Genomic DNA, 18,382 nt, shown 5'->3' on the forward strand with positions numbered 1-18,382 from the left:
GCGGGGCCCCTCGCGAAGCCCCGCCGCCCGTCCTCACTTCCTGTTGTACAGCCGCATGGTCAGCGTGCCGAACACCGCGATGATCACGCCGGCCGCGACCAGCACCCAGACGATCTCGCCGCCGTCCGGGCTGCCCGCCATCAGCCCGCGCACCGCGGCGACCAGGTGGGTGATCGGGTTGACCTCGGTGAACACCCGCAGCCACGCCGGCATCGTCTCCGGCTCGACGAACACGTTGGACAGGAACGTCAGCGGGAACAACACCATCATGCTGACGCCCATCACCGACTTCTCCGAGCGCAGCAGCAACCCGAACATCGTCCAGATCCACGAGAACGCGAACGAGAACCCGACCAGCAGCACGATCCCCAGCAGCACGCCGAGCACTCCCCCGTCGGGCCGGAACCCGAGGATGAGGCCGACCACCAGGATCACCACGGCGGCGGTGACGTAGCGGAACACGTCCCCGAACAGCGCGCCGACCAGGGCCGCCGGCCGCCACACCGGCAGCGTGCGGAAGCGGTCGAACACGCCCTTCTCGATGTCGATGTTCACGCCCATGCCGGTGTACATCGTGATCATGATGACGCTGGTGACCATGATGCCCGGCAGCAGGAACTGCAGGTACTCGGTCACCGAGCCCGCCAGCGCCCCACCGAACAGGTAGGTGAACATCAGCACCATCATGATCGGGAACGCGGTGACGTCGAACATCTGCTCCGGCACGTGCTTGATCTTGAGCATCGTGCGCCAGCCGAAGGTCAGCGACGCCGACCAGGCCGACGGTCTCGGCGGCTGTTCCCGCGAGGCGAGGACGGCACCGAGCCTGTCCGCCGCCGGGGCGTAGGCGGTACTGGCGGTGGTCGTCGGTTCGGTGGTGGTGGCGGTGCTCATGCCGCGGCCTCCTCGGTGGCTGGGTGGTCGGTGAGGGCCAGGAACACCTCGTCGAGGGTCGGCTGCCCGAGGGCGAAGTTGTCGACGACGACACCGGCGGCGGCCAACGCGGCCAGCGCCCGCGACGCCTGCTCGGCGGCCTCCCGGTCCGAGTCCTCCCCGGACAGTTGCGCGGTCAGCGCCACCGGGTCGGCCTCGGGGCGCACGGCCTCACCGAGAACCGAGCTCAGCACCCGCAGCGCCTCCTCACGCTGCGCGGCGTCGCGCAGCCGGACCTGGATCGAACCGGCGCCGACCGAGGCCTTCAGCTCCCCGGGGGTGCCCTCGGCGATGACCCGGCCGTGGTCGATGACCGCGATCCGCGACGCCAGGTGGTCGGCCTCGTCCAGGTACTGCGTGGTCAACATGACCGTCGTGCCCTGCGCGACGATGATCCGCACGATGTCCCAGACCTGGTTGCGGCTGCGCGGGTCCAGCCCGGTCGTCGGCTCGTCCAGGAACAGCAGTTCCGGCGTGCGCAGGATGGACGCGGCGATGTCGATGCGCCGCCGCATGCCGCCCGAGTAGTTCTTCACCTGCCGGTCGGCGGCATCGGTCAGGCCGAAGGCCTCCAGCAGCGCGGCCGACCGGTCACGGGCGGCCGGCTTGCGGTGGCCCAGCAACCGGGCGATCAGCACCAGGTTCTCGGTCCCGGACAGGTCCTCGTCGACCGAGGCGTACTGGCCGGTCAGGCTCACCAGCGACCGGACCGTGTCCGCCTCGCGGACCACGTCGTGGCCGAAGACCGTGGCCTGCCCGCCGTCCGGGCGCAGCAGGGTCGCCAGCATCTTGACCGCGGTGGTCTTGCCGGCGCCGTTCGGGCCGAGCACGCCGTAGACGCTGCCCGCCGGGACGGCCAGGTCCACGCCGTCGACCGCTCTGGTCTTCCCGAAGATCTTGACCAGACCCGAGGTCTCGATAGCGAGCTCGGTCATCTCGTTCCTCTCATTCCGTGTACGGGTGCCTGGCTCGCGCGTCGCGCAACGCGACTCCCCACCAGGCGAGTTGGTCCAACATGGTGCGCACGGCGATCTCGGCCTCGTCGCCGGGAACACCGTCCCCGCGCAACGCGAGCAGGTCGATCGCCACCTCGTCGCGCACGGTCATGACGTGCAGTTCGGTGAACACGTCCCGCAACGCCTCGACGGCGTAGTGCCCCCGGTTGCGGCAGCCGTAGGAGACGAACCCCGCCGGCTTGGCGTGCCACTCGTCGTAGGCGAAGTCGATCGCCTGCTTGAGCGAGGCAGGGAAGCTGCGGTTGTACTCGGGGGTGACCACGACGAAGCCGTCCGCCCGCCCGATCGCCGAGCAGAACCTGCGCATGTCGTCGCTCACCCCCTCCGGGTACCGCTCGGGAAACACGAAGTCCCGCAGGTCGACGACGTCGAGTTCGACGTCGTCGCGGCGCTGCGCGACCGTGACGAACCAGGTGCCGATCGACTCGCCGACCCGGCCGTCCCGCGTGCTTCCGATGATCACCGCGACCCGCAGCCGTGTGTCCATCAGCCCTCCTACGTCCTTCACCCTGAAGGCGCGAGACGGCCGCCAGATCCGATCTGGCACCCCGCTGGTTTCCCCGCGAGATCCCGCGGAACACCCGGTGCGTCTGTTCTGTCTGATTCACCCACGGTCATCTCGACCTCGGGTTGGTCCTGACTACAGGCGGCGGGTTCAGACAGGTGGGACGAAACCGGGGATCCAGCCGGGATCCTCGCCCTCGCCGCACAGCGGACACGACTCCTCGACCATCCCGCCGGGCGAACGGTCGACCCAGACCGTGCCGGACCCGGCGATGATCATCGGCCGGACGGCGCCCTCCTGGTCCCGGAACTGGGTCACCTGGCGGCAGCCGTGACACGCGGTCCGGATCGTCTCACTCACAGCCATGTCGACCTCCTCCGTCCGCCGGGTCAGCTTAGAGGACCTACAGGCGCCAGTCCGTCGGGCGGGGCGGGTGGTAACCGCAGGTGGTGCCGGTGGACACGGCCTCGCGCAGGTGCCCGGCGAGCTCCGGGTGCGCGTCGGCGAGTTTGCGCAGGGTGTCGCGGATGCGGGCGGTGACGGTCTTGCGGGCGCGTTCGGTCTCGTCACCCAGGCGCCGGGCGCGGCCCCCGAGGCCGACGGCCGCGCGCAGCTCGGTGAGCAGCGCGGCGCGCTCCTCGTCGAACCGGGCGGCGCGCTGGTCGTCGCCGGCGAGCGTGGCCTCGTCGATCAGGTCGTCGAGGGTGGCCAGGCGCTGCTGGTAGGCGGCGCGGGCGGTGTCGTCGAGCAGGTCGTCGCCGCCCAGGCGGGACGCGGCGACCACCTCCTCGCCCCCGGCCGGGTCCAGCAGGCGCACCGCCGGGATCTCGGTGCCCGGCGAGGCCAGCAGCACGTGCAGGTCACGCAGGCCCTTGGCGTCCGGGACCGACACCGTCCGGCCGGCCATCGACAGCGTCCACACCGACCCCGCCCGGCGGAACTCGTTGGGAGTGGGCGCCGGGGCCGGCGGCGGCGGTCCGGCCGGGGCGCGGTGGCGCAGACCGAGTTCGGCGGCCTCGCGGGCCGCCTCGCCGGCCAGGGCCCGCGCACGCTCCCCGTCCGGGGGCGAGCCGCGCCCGCGCAGCGCCGCCGCCAGGCCGACCTTCGCCTCCACCACCCACGGGCGCGCGCCCAGCAGCTCGGCCGAACGCAGCGCCTCGGTGTAGCCCTCGACCGCCGCCGGCCAGCGGCGCTGCGCGGCGTCCAGCCCGGCCAGCCACAACGCCACCGGGCCGCTGACGTCACAGCCGAACATCGCCACCAGCCAGGTGCTGGCCAGCGGGGTCAGCTCCTCGCGGGACCGCTCACACAGCCGGGGATCGCCGGTCAGCGCGGCGGTCTGGGCACGCAGCCGCAGCAGCAGCGGCAGGTAGGTCGGGCCGGCCGGCTCGGCCCGCGCGTCGGCCACCGCCAGACAGTGGGTGGCCGTGGCCGCGTCGCCGCGCTGCGCGGCGGCGATACCGGCGGTCAGCTCGGCGTGCGGCAGCCGCGTCCGTTCGGCCTCACGCTCTGCCACGGCGAGTCGGGGCTGGTCGCCGCGCAGCGCGGCCAGCGCCCACTCCAGGTGGTGGGCCAGGAACCGGTAGAGCGCGTGGTCGGTGTGCTCGACCAGCGGGGTGACCCTGGCCAGCGCGGCGAACGCCTCGTCGAACCGGCCACGCATCCCGCCGATGACCGTCTGGTCGATGTCGGCGCCGGTGGCCAACGACGGGTCGGGGTGCTGTTCGCTGAGCCGGATGAAGGCGTTGAACAGGTCCAGGTAGGCGACGCTGCCCAGCTCCAGCGCGGCCACCCAGCCCAGCGAGTTGGCGTACTTCTCCATCTCGACGTCCCCGGAGCGGCGGGCGATGGCCCGCAGCTCGTCGGTCAGCGCCCGGCGCTGTTCGGCGTGGCCGGGCCCCCACAGCCGGTCGTGCATCGCCCACAGGCCGAAGCCCAGCTGCTCGTGGTCGTTCTCGTCGCGCGCGTTGGCGATGGACTGGCGCAACAGCTCCTGGACCAGCACGTCCAGCGACCTGTCCCCGTCACCGTCACCGCCGACGACCCGGGCGTGCGCGGTGCGCAGCAGCCTGGCCTGCAGGTCGGCGTCGGCGACCGCGGCGTCGGCGCCGTAGATGGTCAGCGCCGCCCTGGCCAGGATCTCCGGGTCGTCCAGCCGCAACGCCACCTCGGCCGCCTCCTGGAACGCCGACCCGATGCCCTCGAACTGGTCGATGCTGTGGCAGACGGTGCCCAGGTCGAGGTTGATCCGCACCCGCAGCGGGTCGTCGGGCCCGAGCAGGTCCAGCGCACGGCGGTAGTGTCCGAGCGACTCGACGAACGAGGCCCGCCGCCGCGCCTCCTTGGCGGCGGCGACCATCAGGTCGATCACGCGCGGGGGGTCCAGCTCGTCGCCGGCCAGGTGGGCGTGCCGGGCGAGGTCGGCCGGGAAGATCCGCTCGGCCAGCGCCGTGTTGTCCAGCGCGCGGACGACCTCGGCGTGCCGGCGGCGGCGCTGGTCGTCGTCGAGCGACTCGTAGAGCGCCTCGCGGACCAGGTCGTGGGCGAAGGTGAACCGGCCCTCGCCCTGGGGCAGCACCAGCCGCGCGGCCACGGCCTCGTCCAGCAGCCGGGCGACCTGGGGCACCGGCGCGGCGACGGTGGCCGCCAGCACCCGGCGGTCGAACTCCCGGCCGAGCACAGCGGCCCCGGTGAGCAGCGCCGACACCACCGGTGCCAGCAGCGACAGCCGGCGGCGGACCGCGTCCCGCACGCCCGGCGCGACGACGGTCGGCAGCACGGTCGGCGCGTTGCCACCGTGCCACAGGCGCACGGTCTGCTCGACGAAGAACGGGTTGCCGCCGGTGCGCTGGTGCACCTCGGCGACCAGGTCGGCCGGCGCCTGGCTGCCGGCGGTGCGGGCGATCAGCGCGCCGACCTCGGCCTCGTCCAGCCCGGTCAGGGTGACCGTGGTCGCCTTGGCCTGCACCGGCGCGAGCAGCGGGGCCAGCGGGTGGTCGGGCGCCTCGACCTCCACGTCCCGGTAGGTGCCGATCAGCAGCAGCCGCTCGAACCAGGTGTGCTGGGCGACGAACTCCAGCAGCCGCACCGACTCCGGGTCGGCCCAGTGCAGGTCGTCGAGGACCACCACCACCGGGCGCGACTGGGCGAGCGCGACCAGCGCGCTGGTGACCGCGTCGTAGAGCTGGAAGCCGGTGACCGGCTCGGCCGGGCCGGTACCGCCCAGCAGCAGGTCCAGCGAGGCGCCGGCGCTGTCCTGGGCGGCGGCCTCGGCGGCGGCCCACTCCGCCTCGCCGGCCTGCCGGCGCAGCGCCCGCACCGCCTGGGTCCACGGCCAGTAGCCGGGCGCGGCGGCCGAGTCCCAGCAGGTGCCCGACAGCACCAGCGCGCCGGCCCGCCGGGCGTCGTCCACGGCGGCCGTGACCAGGGTCGTCTTGCCGATCCCGGCCTCGCCGGTGACCAGCACCAGGCCGCCGTGGCTCTCGGCGGCCCGCGCGATCTCGGCGCGCAGCAGGGCGGAGGGATGGTCCCGCCCGATGAGCTCAGCAACAGGCATGTCGGTGTGGTCGTCTCCCGCGTGGTTTGACCGGTTTGATGGGCTCGACGATAGTAGGCAAGACCACCGACACAACGCCTATGAGAAAAGGTATGCCCAGGTCAGGCGGGCTCTTCCGGGATGGCGTCGGAGAAGACGAACACCCGGATCGCGGTGCCGGTGGTCGGGTGGACCTGGGCCAGGTAGGCGCTGACCTGGCCGCCGACGATGTTCTCCACGGCCTCCAGGAAGTCGGCCCGGGTGGCCTCGTGCAGCGCCTCGTGGTGGCGGATGACCGCCTCCCGGTGACCGCGCTCACCGAGCACCGCGTCGGCGACGGTGAGGCTGTCGATCGACAGCACGATGAGGCTGACCGGTTCGTCGTCGCTGACCGACACCTGGACGTTGCGCGGACCCCGGCCGTAGAACATGCGTTCCAGGCTGGTGATCTTCTCGGCCACGGCGTTGCGTTGCGCCCTGGTTATCCGCATGGCGCCGTTCCCTTCACCGGCTCTCACGACGTTGTGTCCCGAGTCCCCCGCCGGATAGGCTCCTGGCGAGCGCATCGCTCACCCCACCGGGAAACCATAGTGGCTGATCGGGCCGTGCCACAGTGTGCCCTTGCGTAGGCACGCGGTGACGCGACTCGAGCGAGATACCACTCGCGGTGGCCTCGAACGAAGGTACCGCCCAGCACGACGTGGCGCGGGGACCGGCGAGCGGGGACACCGCGGGATGCCAGGCGAAAGGGCTTGTCTCGTGAGTAGTTCTGTCAGTTCCGTCGTGCCGTCGTCAGCGCGTCACCAGACGCCGAAAGAATTGTGCGCGACCGTTCAGGAAATCGCCGACGAACCCAGGAAATGGTCGAATTCGGTTCGTTTCGACCTCACTCGGCGGTTTTATTCGAGATTACATGTCGACGAGTTCGTCGAGGTGTGGCTGATTTGCTGGGACATCGGCCAGGACACCCTGTTGCACGACCACGGCGGCAGCGCCGGCGCGTTCACCGTCGCCAGGGGCTCGCTGACCGAGGACCACGGCAGCGTGCGCCGCACCGGGCTGCGCACCCGCCGGCACACGGTCGGGAAAGCCGTCGGGTTCGACGCCGACTACCTGCACAACCTGGTGAACGTGGGCACCGAACCGACGGTGTCCGTGCACGCCTACTCCCCTCCCCTGCGGTCGATGAACTTCTACTGCTGGCTGCCGACCGGGATGCACCACCTGCGTGAGATCCCGTGCGACACCCCGGAACCGGACACCAGCGCGCTGGAGGTCGAGGCCGCCCGGCTGCGGGAGGTGCCGGCGTGAGCGACCGGATCAGCGCGCTGCTGGACGCGGCGCGGGCACGGATCACCCGCCACGAACCGGCCGGCGCGGCCGAGGCGATGCGGGCCGGTGCGGTACTGATCGACCTGCGGCCGACCGAGTACCGCTGGCGCTTCGGCGAGGTGCCGGGGGCGATCGCGGTGTCCCGGCACGTGCTGGAGTGGCGGCTGGACGTCACCAGCGAGCACCGGCTGCGGGAACTGGCCTTCGGCGACCGCGACCGGGAGATCATCCTGATGTGCAACGAGGGCTACACCTCGAGCCTGGCCGCCCACCAGGTGATGGACCAGCTCGGGCTGACGACGGTGTCCGACGTGATCGGCGGGTACACCGCCTGGCACGCGAGCGGCCTGCCGACGGTGTCGCGGCTGAGCCGGTAGAGCGACGCCGGTGGCCGAAGGGGGTCCCGCTGGGGCGGTCCGCTCCCCGGACCGCCCCAGCCGGTACCTGACCTGTCGTACGGGCCGACCGGACAGGTACCGCCCCCCGAGGCGGCATCGTGGTTCAGGCGCTGACGCGCCTGCTCACGACCAGCAGGTCGGTGGCCTGGTCGCCGTGGCTGTCGGGCAGGTCGAGCATCGCGCCCAGCACCTGGTGGGCCGACCCGTACTCCTGCCACAACACCTGGCGTGGCGCCAGTACGTCCTCGGTGGCCGGCAGCCGCATGGCCACCGCGTCGTCCTCGCTGTCGAGCCGGACGACGTCCAGGACGTCGTGGTGTGCCCGCACTCCGACGACGGCGAGCACGTCGCCGTTCTCGTCCCTCGGGTCCAGGAATCTGAACCCGCGCACCACGAGCGCGCGGAGTTGGACATCGGTGCTGGCCGCCCCCTCACCGGACGGCACCGCACTGGCGGCCATCAGGCCTCCTTCACAGCTCAGTCACGCCTGTTTGACACCGGCCAGGAAGGTCACCAGGTCCGCGCGCGGGTAGACGAGGACGGGCCCGCGCGGGTCGCGTGAGTTCCGTACCGCCACCACGTCCGAACCCGGCCAGGTCAGCTCGACACAGTTGCCGACCGCGCCGCTGCGGCTGCTCTTGCGCCAGTTGGCGCGGTCCAGCCCGTCGGCGGACATTCCGTTACGCACTTCACCCGACATCCGTCCCCACTTTCTCGACGAACCATTTTCGTGGGTGCATCTGCACGTGCAGCTGCATGCCGCAGACGTTAGCACTTGCTGGTGCAGCGGTAAATGCACGTGCAGATGACACGGGCGCGCCAAAAGCGGTCATGACAATGACCCAATACATTGTCCCAGGTTGACGTCATTCAACTACCGAGGGTAATTGGTGAAATTACTTTCGGTTCTGAGTGGTGTCGCGACCCGTCCGGAAGAACCGCACACGAACGGCACCCGATCGGCTCACCGGATCGAGGCCGGTCATCAGCCTCCCCAGCGATCTCCCGCCGGCCCGGGGATGCCGATGAATCTTCACGGGGAACTCCCCCGACTTTTTCTCGTTGCGTCCCAGGAGAGAGACTGATGAGACTCAAGTTCAGCCGTGTGACGATGGCCGCGTTCGCCTTCGGTGTGCTGGCGGTGTCCACGATCGGCCAGGCCTCCGCAGCCCCGGCGGAGAACCCGGAAACGACCGCGACCACGCACGTCGACGCCGCCCTGGAGGCCACCCCGTTCGGGGCCGACCAGGTGTGGCTGTTCAAGGACTCCCGCTACGTCCGCTACAACGTCGTGACCGACACCGTCGTGGTCGGCCCGCGCACCATCGCCGAGGGCTGGACCGGCCTGCCCGCGCGGTTCACCAGCGGCATCGACGCCGCGGTGCCCTCGACGCTCGGCCCGAACCAGGCGTGGCTGTTCAAGGACGACCAGTACGTGCGCTACGACCTGGCCAACGACCAGGTCATCGTCGGCCCGCGCACGATCGCCGAGGGCTGGACCGGTCTGCCGGCCCGGTTCACCCGGGGCATCGACGCTGCGGTCACCGCGACCCCGTTCGGCGCCGACCAGGTGTGGCTGTTCAAGGACGACGAGTACGTCCGCTACAACACCCGCACCGACACCGTCGTGGTGGCGCCGCGCAAGATCTCCCAGGGCTGGGTCGACATGCCGGCCCAGTTCGACTACGCGATCGACGCCGCGGTGACCGCGCCGTCGTTCGGCACCGACCAGGCGTGGCTGTTCAACGACGCCGACTACGTGCGCTACGACACCAAGGCCGACAAGACCATCGCCGGCCCCCGGGACACCGCGCAGGGCTGGCCCGGCCTGCGCTGGACCAGCTGATCTGATCCACCCGTTTCGACCTCGGCCCGCCGGACGGTCCCCCCGTCCGGCGGGCCGTCGGTCTCTTCGTGTGTCCTCCCTACAGTGACGTCCTGGAGATCGTCGAGGCGTGAGAGGAGAGTCATGGCGGGCGAGGTGGGGAAACTGGAGCGGGAGTTCACCGCGACGCTGCGGCGCAGTGACGCCAAGGGCGGCCACACGTACGTGGTGTGGCCGGAGTCGGTGGAGTTCTTCGGCACCCGGGGCCTGGTGAAGGTCCGGGGCACGATCGACGGCGAGCCGTTCCGCGGCTCGTTCATGGCACTGGGCGACGGCACGCACAAGCTGCCGGTGGCCGCCGGACTGCGCACGACCATCGGCAAACAGGCTGGTGACACGGTGACGGTCGTGCTGACCGAGCGCCTCGCCCCCGGCCAGGAGTAGCGACGACGCACCTCTTGATCGCGGCCCGGGGTGCTCCTACTATCACGCTCCGTGCATATTCCACACTTACTTGGCCGGGCGATCGCCGCCGTGTCGATCGTGTCCGCCGCGGTCACCACCGCCGTCGTCACCAGCCCGGCGTCCGCCTCGGGGGTCGAGGCCGCCGCGACCTCCGTCCGGGTCATGACCTGGAACATCCACGGCAGCACAGCCAACATCCCCAAGCTCGCGGCGTTCATCAAGCGCTACGACCCGGACGTCCTGCTGGTGCAGGAAATCCAGGTCACGTCCCAGCGCAACCAGGTGCGCGGTCTCGCCGCCGAACTCGGCTGGGACACCGCGGCGGAGCGCGCCGACCACGTCTACTTCGGCCGCGCCGACCATCCGGGTGCGCCGTGCGGCAGCGGTGACGACTGGGTCGGCAACGCCATCTTCACCAAGTTCCCGATCGACAAGCGGGTCCGCTTCACCCTTCCCCGGCATTCGAGCTGCCCCGGCGCGGGATCGGTCCACCGCTCGCTGGCCGGCGCGAGCGTCATCCTGCCGGGGTCGACGAAGATCGCGGTGTGGAACACCCACCTCACGGTGGGCGCCGGCGCGGGCCGCGTGCAGCGCGAGGCCCAGGCACGGTGGATCGAGAACTACCTCGACCACACCGTTCCGCTGGTGCTCGCCGGCGACTTCAACGACGTCCAGGGCAGCACGACCTACACCATCTACCCCCGCGCCGGCTGGACCGACGCCGGCAAGAACGCCGGCCCGACGCTCAACGGCAAGCGGATCGACTACGTCTGGTCCAAGAAGGCGACGCCGACCAAGGCCGTCTCACCGGCCCTCCCCCAGCCAGCACCGGGCGAGCCCAAACTCTCCGACCACCGCCCCGTCATCGTCGACCTGACGATCGGCTAGAACCGGCGCGCTCCGGGGTCGGGCAGTACCTCACCGGTCCCAGGCCCGGCCCCGGAGACCACGGTCCGCGCCATCGATCGCAGTGGCGGTACCGCCCCACGCCGCCGCCTCACCGAACTCGACCCGTGACGCCCCGGGCCGAGCGGCGTCAGACCGCCGGTGCGTGAAGTTTCGGCAGGTCGGCCCTGGGGTCGTCCGGGATCCGACACGCCAGCAACTCGGTGGCGAGCCCGACGAAACGCTCCAGTGCCGCTCGCTCGAACAGCACGTTCACCCCGTCGTCGGGTCCTCCGAACGTGACATGAACGTCCAGGTCTCCGGTGAACTCGCCGCCCATGCGACAACTTTCGGGGATGTCGAGCCACACCGACTTCTCCGGTGGGTCAGCGACCATGCCGCACACTCCCAACGCCGGCAGAGCCCGATCGAGCCCTCCGGCAAAGCCCGTTGATCTTGCTGCGCATCGGTACACCTTTCGCAGTGGTTCCACATTGGTTCTGAGCCAGAACGATGGTGGCTCGACTAGGAACATAACAGTTATGGAAGGCTTCCATTTTTATGTTCATCCATTTGAGTGACGAGATGAACCGAGCTACCCCCCAGGGGGGAGACTGTCAACCCCGTGATCAGGAGGTGCGCACACGTTGAGTGGAACTGTCAGTCCGGTTCAGAGCAGGCGTCTGGCTCGGACCTTGCGACGCTGGCGAGAGCGGGCGGGCTACTCCGTCGAGCGCGCGGCCGACGAGTTGCTCTGCGGTTCCGGCACTGTCTCACGCATGGAGACGGGCGGAAGTGCGGAGCCGCTGCGGGTCAAGGCAGCGCTGGAGTTGTACGGCGCCCCGGCCAAGATCGTGGACGAGATGGTGGAGGCAGCCAAACGCCGTCGTCGCCGGGGTGTCCTGCGGCGTCCGTACTACGACTTCGTGTCCGCCGCCTTCGCGGAGTACCTCGACCTGGAGAACGAGGCCAGCGAACTCGCCTGCTTCCAACTCGACATCGTGCACGGCCTGCTCCAGACCGAGGACTACGCACGCGCGCTGATCGGCAGCGCGGGCGAGGTCATCGCCGCGGACGACACGGACAAGTTCCTGCGGCTTCGCATGGAACGCCAACTCCGCCTGGCCGGCGAGGATCCGCTGGCCCTGCGCGTCATCCTCGGTGAAGCCGCGCTGCACACCGAGGTCGGCGGTCCGGCGGTGTTGCGGAACCAACTCGACCACCTGGTCGAACTGGTCGAGTCCTCGGCGAACGTCGACGTGCGAGTGCTGCCCTACACGGCGGGCGGACACCCTGCCGTCGGCTGCAACTACACCGTGCTGGCCTTCGCCGGCGCCGGGGACACCGCCGAACCGGAGGTCATCTACACCGAGAACATCGTCAGCTTCGTCCTCCAGGACGACAGTGACGAAGTTGCCCGCTTCCAGCGCATCTATGATCAGGTGTGGGGTATGACCGTTGACGCCGAGGCGTCGGTCGACAGGATGCGTCGGGCCAGGGCCCAGCTCACGGGGTGATGATCCGAGGAGGGTCAGGTAATGACGAGCGACGACCTCTCCTGTGCCAGGTGGCGCAAGAGCAGCGCTTCCCAGCCCAACGGGTCCTGTGTCGAGTTGGCGACCGACGGTCGGACGTGGGTCGCCGCGCGGGACAGCAAGAACCCCGCTGGCGGAGTGCTGGTGGTCGACGCCGCCCCGTTCCGACGCTTTCTCGCCGGGGTCGCGGGGGTCAGATCGCCGACCTGACCTTGGCGAGCATCTGGCGGCTGTTGTCGGGGGTTTCGGCGTCGACGGCCAAGCGGTCGATGACGCGGCCGTACAGCTCGATCTCGTTGGGGCGGTCGAGGTAGAGGGCGCCGCCGAGGTGTTCGACGTAGACGATGTCGGGCAGGGCCGGTTCGGCGAAGCGCAGCATGCTGAACGCTCCCTCGGCCGCGTAGCCGCTGCGGTCGTAGGGGACGATCTGCAGCGTGATGTTGGGCTGGCGGGTCATCTCCAGCAGGTGGTCGAGCTGGCGGCGCAGGACGGCCGGGCCGCCGATCGGGCGGTGCAGCACCGACTCGTCGACGACCGCCCACAGGCGCGGCGCGCCGGGGCGGGACAGGACCTTCTGGCGTTGCAGGCGCAGCCGCACGCGACGTTCGGTTGGCTCGTCGAGGTGGTCGGGGTGGCCCCGGCTGGCGACGGCGCGGGTGTACTCCTCGGTCTGCAGCAGGCCGGGGACGAACTGGAGTTCGTAGTTCTGGATGAGCGACGCCGACTCCTCCAACCCGACGAAGTCCTGGAACCAGTCGGGCATGAGGTCGGTGTACCGGTGCCACCAGCCGCGCTCGTTGGACTTGCGGACCATCTCCAGGAACACTTCGCGTTCGCTGGAGTCGGTGACGCCGTACATCGTCAGCAGGTCGGCGACGTCGCGTTCCTTGAAGCCGACGCGGCCCAGTTCCATGCGGCTGATCTTCGAGTCCGAGCCACGAATCGCGTAACCCGCCTGCGCGCGGGAGATGTCGGTCGCCTCGCGCAGGCGGCGCAGCTGCGCCCCGAGCACGATCCGGCGCGCGGTCGGTGCGCCGCTGACCTCACCATTCCCCCTGGCAGAGCCCTCAGAGTCACCGCGCAGGTCGTCCGCGGTCATCTCCGCCCTCCGTGGTCGCTCGTCACCATCGACAGCTCAGGGTACGCGCTTGACGCGCGCACGGGGAGTAGCACCGCCGTTCTCCGTTGCTTGTGCATGTGAGAACGGCGGTGCATTCCCCGTCGATCAGGCCGTGACCAGGCTCAGCCCGTACACGCCGAGGATCTCGTTCACCGGCTGGAACCAGGTTTGGCCACCGGAGGAACAGTTGCCCCACCCGCCGGACGTGACGCCCTGGGCCTGGTCGCCGGTGATGAACGACCCGCCGGAGTCACCGGGTTCGGCGCACACGCTGGTCTTGGTCATCTGGTGCACCGCGCCCTGCGAGTAGTTGACGGTCTCGTTCTTGGCCAGCACCTGCCCGCAGTGCCAGTGGGTGGTCGACCCCGAGCGGCAGATCGACGAGCCGACCGGCGCCTCGCCCGAACCGCGCACGAGCCGGTCGGGGATGACGCCCCAGCCCAGGACGACCGGCGCGGTCCACCAGCCGTTGCCGATCCGGACGAACGCGTAGTCGTTGCCAGGGAAGGAACTTCCGGCGAAGTTGCCCATCGCCGAGCCGTCCCAGCCGACGACCGAGGAGCCGGTGCCGCCGCAGTGCCCGGCGGTGACGAACCCGCCGTGCACCGAGAAGCCGATCGAGCAGCGGGTGTTCCCGTTGATGTAGAAGGGATCGCCGCCGACGGTGCCGGCCGCGAACGTGCTCGGCCGCGCGTCGACCTCGACGGTCTCGACGTCACCGGCCAGGCCGAGGAACGTCTGGACGTCGGCGTCGCCGGCCGTGCCGCGCACGACCGACGCGACGACGGTGTTGGCGCGGGGGTCGACGTGCCAGCTGGCGACCGAGTCGGGCGCGTCGGCCCGGTCGAGCCTGGCCTTCGCGGCGTCCAGGGCCGCCAGGGTGTGCTCGACCCGTTCGACCCGCGCGCCGGTCGCCGCGACGTCGGCGGCGTTGGCGCCCGAGGTGAGGCCGACGACGAGTGTGCCGGTGTCGGCGTCGAACCAGGAGCCGCCGAAGTCGGCGCCGGCGGCGGCCTTCGCGGCCGGTTCGACGTCGATGGCGGTGGCCTCGGCGCGGACGCGGGCGGCGGCCTGGGTGTCGGTCAGGCCGAGGTCACGGGCCATGGCCGTGACCATTCCGTCCGAGACATCGACGGTGTCAGCGGCCGAGGGGGTCGCGGTGGCGCCCAGTGCCATCAGCGCGCCGATGGACACGAGCAGGGTTGTTTTCTTCATGGTGCCCTCGCTGTTTCTGTGCAGGGGGAGGCCGGGTCCCGGGCCCGGCCCCCTGAAGCCATGAGAGCGCTCTCATCCATCACCGTGGTATGTCCGGCACGGTCACGTCAAGGTCTGGACCATTATTCCGGCCCTAGGCTGAGCGGATGACGAGCACCGCGCACGACGTCGACACCCCCGGCCCGCCCACCGCGGTGGAGGTCAGCGACGGCGTCTTCGCCTACACCCAGCCGGACGGGACGTGGTGGATCAACAACACCGGTTTCCTGGTCGGCCGGCGCGGCGTGGTCAGCGTCGACGCGTGCGCGACCGTCCGGCGCACCCGCGCCTACCTCGACACGATCGCGCGGATCACCCCGCGCCCGGTCCGCACCCTGATCAACACCCACCACCACGGCGACCACACCTTCGGCAACTTCCTGTTCGACGGCGCGACGATCGTCGGCCACGAGGCGACCCGGGCCGGCATCCAGTCGTGGGGCAAGCCCATCGACGAACCGATCTGGAACACGGTCGACTGGGGCGAGGTCGAGCTGGAACCCCCGTTCCTCACCTACACCGACGGCGTCACCGTCTGGGTCGACGACCTGCGCTGCGAGGTCCGGCACACCGGCACCCCCGGCCACACCACCAACGACTCGATCGTCTGGCTCGCCGACCGCAAGGTCCTGTTCTGCGGCGACCTGCTGTTCAACGGCGGAACGCCCTTTCTGCTCCAGGGCTCGGTCAGCGGCGCCCTGGAGGTGCTCACCGACGTCATCGAACCGCTCGGCGCCGAGGTCATCGTTCCCGGTCACGGGCCGGTCGCCGGCCCCGAGCTGATCGACGGGGTTCGCGGGTACCTGCGGTTCGTCGACGGCGTGGCGCGGGCGGCGCACGCGGACGGCGTGTCGGCCCTGGACGCCGCCCGCGACACCGACCTGGGCGAGTACGCCTCGCTCACCGACCCGGAGCGGATCGTCGGGAACCTGCACCGCGCCATCGCCGAACTCGACGGTGTACCGCGCGGCGGGGCCATCGACGCCGTCGCCGCCCTGCGCGACATGGTGACCTACAACGGCGGTCGTCCCCTCACCTGCCGCGCTTGACGCTACCGTGGGGTGGTGGAGGATGCGGACCAGGCAGGACGAAGCGCCCTGGTCGGCCGTGCCGTCCGGCTCTTCGAGTTCCTCGGCCGCACCCAGCAGCTGCGCACCCAGCCGCCGCGCACCACCGACGCCTACCGCGCCGTCCACTGGCTCGGCGACCTGCCCGGCCACCCCGCGGTGTCCACCGGCGAGGACCCCGTGCTCACCATCGACCGGGTGGCGCGGGTCGAACCGCCGCCGCCGGAGGGTTTCGGCCTCGACGGCTGGGACGACCCGGCGATCACCCCCGCCCCGCCGCAGGACCCCGTCCTGCGTGACCGCTACGACGTGTGGCTGCCGGCCTGGCTCGCCTGGGCCGAGCGGGAGCTGGCCGACCGGGACGCCCGCGCCCGCTACGGCCAGCTGTTCGCCAGCTACGTCGCCGCCACCGCCAACCCGGAGGAACTGGAGCTGGTGCTCGGCGCGGGCGTCCTGGTCTGGGCGCCCGACGGCCATCCGCCGGTGCGCCGGCACCTGGTGACCGCGCCGGTGACCATCGACCTGGACGACACGACCGGGCGGCTCACGGTCAGCCGGGTGGACGCGGCGGCCGACGTCGAGCTGGACATGCTCGACCCAGGGCGGGTGCCGAACCCGGGGCACGTCAACGAGCTGCGCGAGCACGCCGCCGCGCTCGCCGGCCTGGGGCCCGACGAGGTCGGGGAGCTGGCGCGGCGGGTGGTGCACACGCTCGACGCCGGCGGCGAGTACCGCGACCTCGCCGCGGTGCCGGCGCCCGCGCGCCACGCGGTGGCGGTGTACGCGCCGGCGGTGATCCTGCGGCGGCGCTCGCAGCAGGGCCTGGTGGAGATCTTCGAGACGATCGTCGAGCAGTTGGCCGGGTCCGGGCAGGTGCCGGCGGGGCTGGCGCCGCTGGTCGACCCGGACCACCGGCCGCCCCGGCCGGCCGCCGGACCCGTCGAGGGCGCGCTGGTGCGGGTGGACGAGGACGACTTCCTGCCGCTGCCGGTCAACGACACCCAGCTGCGGATCGTGCGGCAGGTCGACGTCGCGGCGCAGACGCTGGTGCAGGGGCCGCCGGGGACCGGCAAGACGCACACCGCCGCCGCGCTGCTCGCGCACCTGCTGGCCCAGGGCAAGCGGGTGCTGGTCACCGCGCACACCGACCGGGCGCTGCGGGAGGTCCGGGACAAGCTGCCGGCCGCGATCCGGCCGCTGTCGGTGGGGGTGGTCGGGAGCTCGCGGGAGGACATGTCCGACCTGAAGGTCGCGGTCGGGCGGATCGCGGCGGCGGCCACCGAGCACGACGACGCGGTGGCCGACGCGACCGTCGCGGACTGTCTGGCGGTGATCGAGCGTCTGCGGCTGCGGCGCCTGGAGCTGCACCGGCAGCTGGTGACGGCGCGCGCCGACGAGGTCCGCGAGCACGAGCACGCCGGCTACCGGGGCACGTTGGCCTCGATCGCGCGCCGGCTGGCCGAGCGGGAACCCCGGCACGGGTGGCTGCGCACGCACGTCCACGTGCGGGCCGACGCGCCGCCGCCGCTGTCGGGCGAGGAGATCCTGGAGTGGCGCGGGCTGCTGGGCGACCAGGCGCTGGCCGACGACGAGTTGGAGTCCTCGGGGCGGCTGGTGGACCTCACCACGGTCGCGCCGCCGGCGGGGTTCGCCGAGCTGGTCGCCGCCGAGGCGGCGGCGGCGCGGGCCGACCGACTGCTCGACGACCACAAGGCGCACCAGGCGTTCGAGGCGCTGCGAGCGGTGGACGCCACCGCGCGCGGCGGGTTGCGGCGGCGGCTGCGGGAGCTGGCCGACGAGGCCGGTGACCTGGCGCGCCGCCCGGAGACGTGGATGGACGGCGCGCTGGCGGACGTGCGCACCGGGCGCGGCCGGGCCTGGCACGCCCGCGCCGGGCAGCTCGACACGCTGACCGCCAGGGCCACCGAGCTGGCCGACACACTAGGTCCACTTCGGACGGTCGAAGTGGACGGTGAACCGGCACCACTGGTTCCCCTGGCCCAACAGCTGAAGGCGCACCTGCGGGACGGGTCGCTGCGCACCGGGCCCGACGGGCTGCCCAGAATCGGCACGCTCACCCCGAAACCGGTCAAGCAGGCAGCCGCGCTGTTCGCCTCGGTCCGGGTCGACGGACTGCCGCCGGCCGACGGCCCGGCGGTGGCGGCGTTCCTGGTGTGGGCGGAACTGACCAGGGTGCTGGCCGCACTGGACCGCACCTGGCCCGACGGGGTGACCACGCCCAGCGGCACGGTCCACGAACGCGTCCAGTGGCACGGCACCGAACTCGACCAGCTGCACCGCCTGCTGGCACTGTCCGAGGCGCTCGACGCCGAGCGGCACCGCCTCGCCGACGCCGGTCTGCCCCGCCCCGACTGGACCGACCTGGACGCCGTGCGCGCCTACGCCGACCTGGTCGACGTCGCCGCCGCGGCCGACGCGCACGCGGCGGCCACCGTGCCGCTGCGCCGGATCGAGGCCACGCTCGCCCCGGTCGCCGCGCACGCCGACGCCG

General features: G+C 71.5%; 20 protein-coding genes. 9 read left to right on the top strand and 11 right to left on the bottom strand.

Annotated elements, in window-relative coordinates; all coding sequences use genetic code 11:
* Positions 1-33: 33 nt before the first annotated feature.
* The 6 genes from BLA60_RS41220 to BLA60_RS41245 form a co-directional block, all read right to left on the bottom strand.
* A complete protein-coding gene (locus BLA60_RS41220) occupies positions 34-894 on the bottom strand; it encodes an ABC transporter permease (protein WP_075138547.1) in 861 nt (286 codons plus the stop codon).
* Positions 891-1,868 (bottom strand): ATP-binding cassette domain-containing protein, encoded by a 978-nt coding sequence (locus BLA60_RS41225; RefSeq protein WP_075138548.1) that lies wholly within the window; start codon positions 1,866-1,868, stop codon positions 891-893. Before BLA60_RS41225 ends, BLA60_RS41220 begins: the two co-directional genes overlap by 4 nt.
* Positions 1,869-1,878: 10 nt before the next feature.
* Complete coding sequence (locus tag BLA60_RS41230; protein WP_075138549.1) at positions 1,879-2,436, bottom strand: NADPH-dependent FMN reductase; 558 nt, start codon at positions 2,434-2,436, stop codon at positions 1,879-1,881.
* Between the two features lie 168 nt (positions 2,437-2,604).
* Complete coding sequence (locus tag BLA60_RS41235; protein WP_154814984.1) at positions 2,605-2,820, bottom strand: hypothetical protein; 216 nt, start codon at positions 2,818-2,820, stop codon at positions 2,605-2,607.
* A 37-nt stretch (positions 2,821-2,857) separates the two neighbouring features.
* Positions 2,858-6,010, bottom strand: a complete 3,153-nt coding sequence (locus BLA60_RS41240) for an ATP-binding protein (protein ID WP_075138551.1) — start codon at positions 6,008-6,010, stop codon at positions 2,858-2,860.
* 101 nt (positions 6,011-6,111) lie between these two features.
* On the bottom strand, positions 6,112-6,480 hold the full coding sequence (locus tag BLA60_RS41245; protein WP_162293091.1) for a Na-translocating system protein MpsC family protein: 369 nt from the start codon (positions 6,478-6,480) through the stop codon (positions 6,112-6,114).
* A 244-nt stretch (positions 6,481-6,724) separates the two neighbouring features.
* Between BLA60_RS41245 and BLA60_RS41250 the strand changes: the two genes are divergently transcribed.
* Both BLA60_RS41250 and BLA60_RS41255 read left to right on the top strand, forming a co-directional pair.
* Positions 6,725-7,300 (top strand): cysteine dioxygenase, encoded by a 576-nt coding sequence (locus BLA60_RS41250; RefSeq protein WP_084736177.1) that lies wholly within the window; start codon positions 6,725-6,727, stop codon positions 7,298-7,300.
* Positions 7,297-7,698 (top strand): rhodanese-like domain-containing protein, encoded by a 402-nt coding sequence (locus tag BLA60_RS41255; RefSeq protein WP_075138554.1) that lies wholly within the window; start codon positions 7,297-7,299, stop codon positions 7,696-7,698. The genes BLA60_RS41250 and BLA60_RS41255 overlap by 4 nt, the downstream gene beginning before the upstream one ends.
* A gap of 124 nt (positions 7,699-7,822) precedes the next feature.
* Here BLA60_RS41255 and BLA60_RS41260 read toward each other — a convergent pair whose 3' ends face one another.
* Positions 7,823-8,179 carry a hypothetical protein gene (locus BLA60_RS41260; RefSeq protein ID WP_075138555.1) on the bottom strand — a complete coding sequence of 119 codons (357 nt, stop codon included), beginning with the start codon at positions 8,177-8,179 and terminating at the stop codon, positions 7,823-7,825.
* A 21-nt stretch (positions 8,180-8,200) separates the two neighbouring features.
* Positions 8,201-8,419: a DUF397 domain-containing protein gene (locus BLA60_RS41265; protein ID WP_075138556.1), complete on the bottom strand. Its 219-nt coding sequence runs from the start codon at positions 8,417-8,419 to the stop codon at positions 8,201-8,203.
* Positions 8,420-8,803: 384 nt separating this feature from the next.
* On the opposite strand from BLA60_RS41265, the gene BLA60_RS41270 reads away from it, so the two are divergent.
* The 3 genes from BLA60_RS41270 (at position 8,804) to BLA60_RS41280 (ending at position 10,897) form a co-directional block, all read left to right on the top strand.
* Complete coding sequence (locus BLA60_RS41270; protein WP_075138557.1) at positions 8,804-9,565, top strand: hemopexin repeat-containing protein; 762 nt, start codon at positions 8,804-8,806, stop codon at positions 9,563-9,565.
* A 123-nt stretch (positions 9,566-9,688) separates the two neighbouring features.
* Entirely contained in the window at positions 9,689-9,988 is a 300-nt protein-coding gene (locus tag BLA60_RS41275) for a DUF1905 domain-containing protein (RefSeq protein ID WP_075138558.1), read from the top strand.
* Between the two features lie 51 nt (positions 9,989-10,039).
* A complete protein-coding gene (locus BLA60_RS41280; protein ID WP_154814985.1) occupies positions 10,040-10,897 on the top strand; it encodes an endonuclease/exonuclease/phosphatase family protein in 858 nt (285 codons plus the stop codon).
* A gap of 148 nt (positions 10,898-11,045) precedes the next feature.
* On the opposite strand, the gene BLA60_RS41285 is transcribed toward BLA60_RS41280, so the two are convergent.
* A complete protein-coding gene (locus tag BLA60_RS41285; protein WP_154814986.1) occupies positions 11,046-11,291 on the bottom strand; it encodes a hypothetical protein in 246 nt (81 codons plus the stop codon).
* A 250-nt stretch (positions 11,292-11,541) separates the two neighbouring features.
* Here BLA60_RS41285 and BLA60_RS41290 point away from each other — a divergent pair, with 250 nt between their 5' ends.
* Together BLA60_RS41290 and BLA60_RS41295 are read left to right on the top strand one after the other, a co-directional pair.
* Positions 11,542-12,411 (top strand): helix-turn-helix domain-containing protein, encoded by an 870-nt coding sequence (locus BLA60_RS41290; RefSeq protein WP_075138561.1) that lies wholly within the window; start codon positions 11,542-11,544, stop codon positions 12,409-12,411.
* Between the two features lie 21 nt (positions 12,412-12,432).
* Positions 12,433-12,639, top strand: coding sequence for a DUF397 domain-containing protein (locus BLA60_RS41295; protein ID WP_075138562.1), 207 nt, complete (start codon positions 12,433-12,435; stop codon positions 12,637-12,639).
* Here the strand turns inward: BLA60_RS41295 and BLA60_RS41300 are convergent.
* Complete coding sequence (locus BLA60_RS41300) at positions 12,623-13,528, bottom strand: helix-turn-helix domain-containing protein (protein ID WP_084736179.1); 906 nt, start codon at positions 13,526-13,528, stop codon at positions 12,623-12,625. The two genes, BLA60_RS41295 and BLA60_RS41300, sit on opposite strands and share 17 nt — an antisense overlap.
* Positions 13,529-13,654: 126 nt before the next feature.
* Positions 13,655-14,764, bottom strand: coding sequence for a S1 family peptidase (locus tag BLA60_RS41305; protein WP_075138563.1), 1,110 nt, complete (start codon positions 14,762-14,764; stop codon positions 13,655-13,657).
* Between the two features lie 146 nt (positions 14,765-14,910).
* Here BLA60_RS41305 and BLA60_RS41310 point away from each other — a divergent pair, with 146 nt between their 5' ends.
* Positions 14,911-15,852, top strand: a complete 942-nt coding sequence (locus BLA60_RS41310) for an MBL fold metallo-hydrolase (protein WP_075138564.1) — start codon at positions 14,911-14,913, stop codon at positions 15,850-15,852.
* Between the two features lie 15 nt (positions 15,853-15,867).
* A partial coding sequence (locus BLA60_RS41315; RefSeq protein ID WP_154814987.1) for an AAA domain-containing protein occupies positions 15,868-18,382 on the top strand: 2,515 nt, incomplete at its 3' end.

It is taken from the genome of Actinophytocola xinjiangensis, assembly GCF_001921215.1.
Classification (GTDB): Bacteria; Actinomycetota; Actinomycetes; order Mycobacteriales; family Pseudonocardiaceae; genus Actinophytocola; species Actinophytocola xinjiangensis.

Excerpts from the sequence above, each read along its gene's own strand:
- BLA60_RS41220 (WP_075138547.1), bottom strand. The coding sequence starts at position 894 with ATGAGCACCGCCACCACCACCGAACCGACGACCACCGCCAGTACCGCC.
- BLA60_RS41225 (WP_075138548.1), bottom strand. The coding sequence starts at position 1,868 with ATGACCGAGCTCGCTATCGAGACCTCGGGTCTGGTCAAGATCTTCGGG.
- BLA60_RS41230 (WP_075138549.1), bottom strand. The coding sequence starts at position 2,436 with ATGGACACACGGCTGCGGGTCGCGGTGATCATCGGAAGCACGCGGGAC.
- BLA60_RS41235 (WP_154814984.1), bottom strand. The coding sequence starts at position 2,820 with ATGGCTGTGAGTGAGACGATCCGGACCGCGTGTCACGGCTGCCGCCAG.
- BLA60_RS41240 (WP_075138551.1), bottom strand. The coding sequence starts at position 6,010 with ATGCCTGTTGCTGAGCTCATCGGGCGGGACCATCCCTCCGCCCTGCTG.
- BLA60_RS41245 (WP_162293091.1), bottom strand. The coding sequence starts at position 6,480 with ATGCGGATAACCAGGGCGCAACGCAACGCCGTGGCCGAGAAGATCACC.
- BLA60_RS41250 (WP_084736177.1), top strand. The coding sequence starts at position 6,725 with ATGCCAGGCGAAAGGGCTTGTCTCGTGAGTAGTTCTGTCAGTTCCGTC.
- BLA60_RS41260 (WP_075138555.1), bottom strand. The coding sequence starts at position 8,179 with ATGGCCGCCAGTGCGGTGCCGTCCGGTGAGGGGGCGGCCAGCACCGAT.
- BLA60_RS41265 (WP_075138556.1), bottom strand. The coding sequence starts at position 8,419 with ATGTCGGGTGAAGTGCGTAACGGAATGTCCGCCGACGGGCTGGACCGC.
- BLA60_RS41270 (WP_075138557.1), top strand. The coding sequence starts at position 8,804 with ATGAGACTCAAGTTCAGCCGTGTGACGATGGCCGCGTTCGCCTTCGGT.
- BLA60_RS41275 (WP_075138558.1), top strand. The coding sequence starts at position 9,689 with ATGGCGGGCGAGGTGGGGAAACTGGAGCGGGAGTTCACCGCGACGCTG.
- BLA60_RS41285 (WP_154814986.1), bottom strand. The coding sequence starts at position 11,291 with ATGGTCGCTGACCCACCGGAGAAGTCGGTGTGGCTCGACATCCCCGAA.
- BLA60_RS41295 (WP_075138562.1), top strand. The coding sequence starts at position 12,433 with ATGACGAGCGACGACCTCTCCTGTGCCAGGTGGCGCAAGAGCAGCGCT.
- BLA60_RS41300 (WP_084736179.1), bottom strand. The coding sequence starts at position 13,528 with ATGACCGCGGACGACCTGCGCGGTGACTCTGAGGGCTCTGCCAGGGGG.
- BLA60_RS41305 (WP_075138563.1), bottom strand. The coding sequence starts at position 14,764 with ATGAAGAAAACAACCCTGCTCGTGTCCATCGGCGCGCTGATGGCACTG.
- BLA60_RS41310 (WP_075138564.1), top strand. The coding sequence starts at position 14,911 with ATGACGAGCACCGCGCACGACGTCGACACCCCCGGCCCGCCCACCGCG.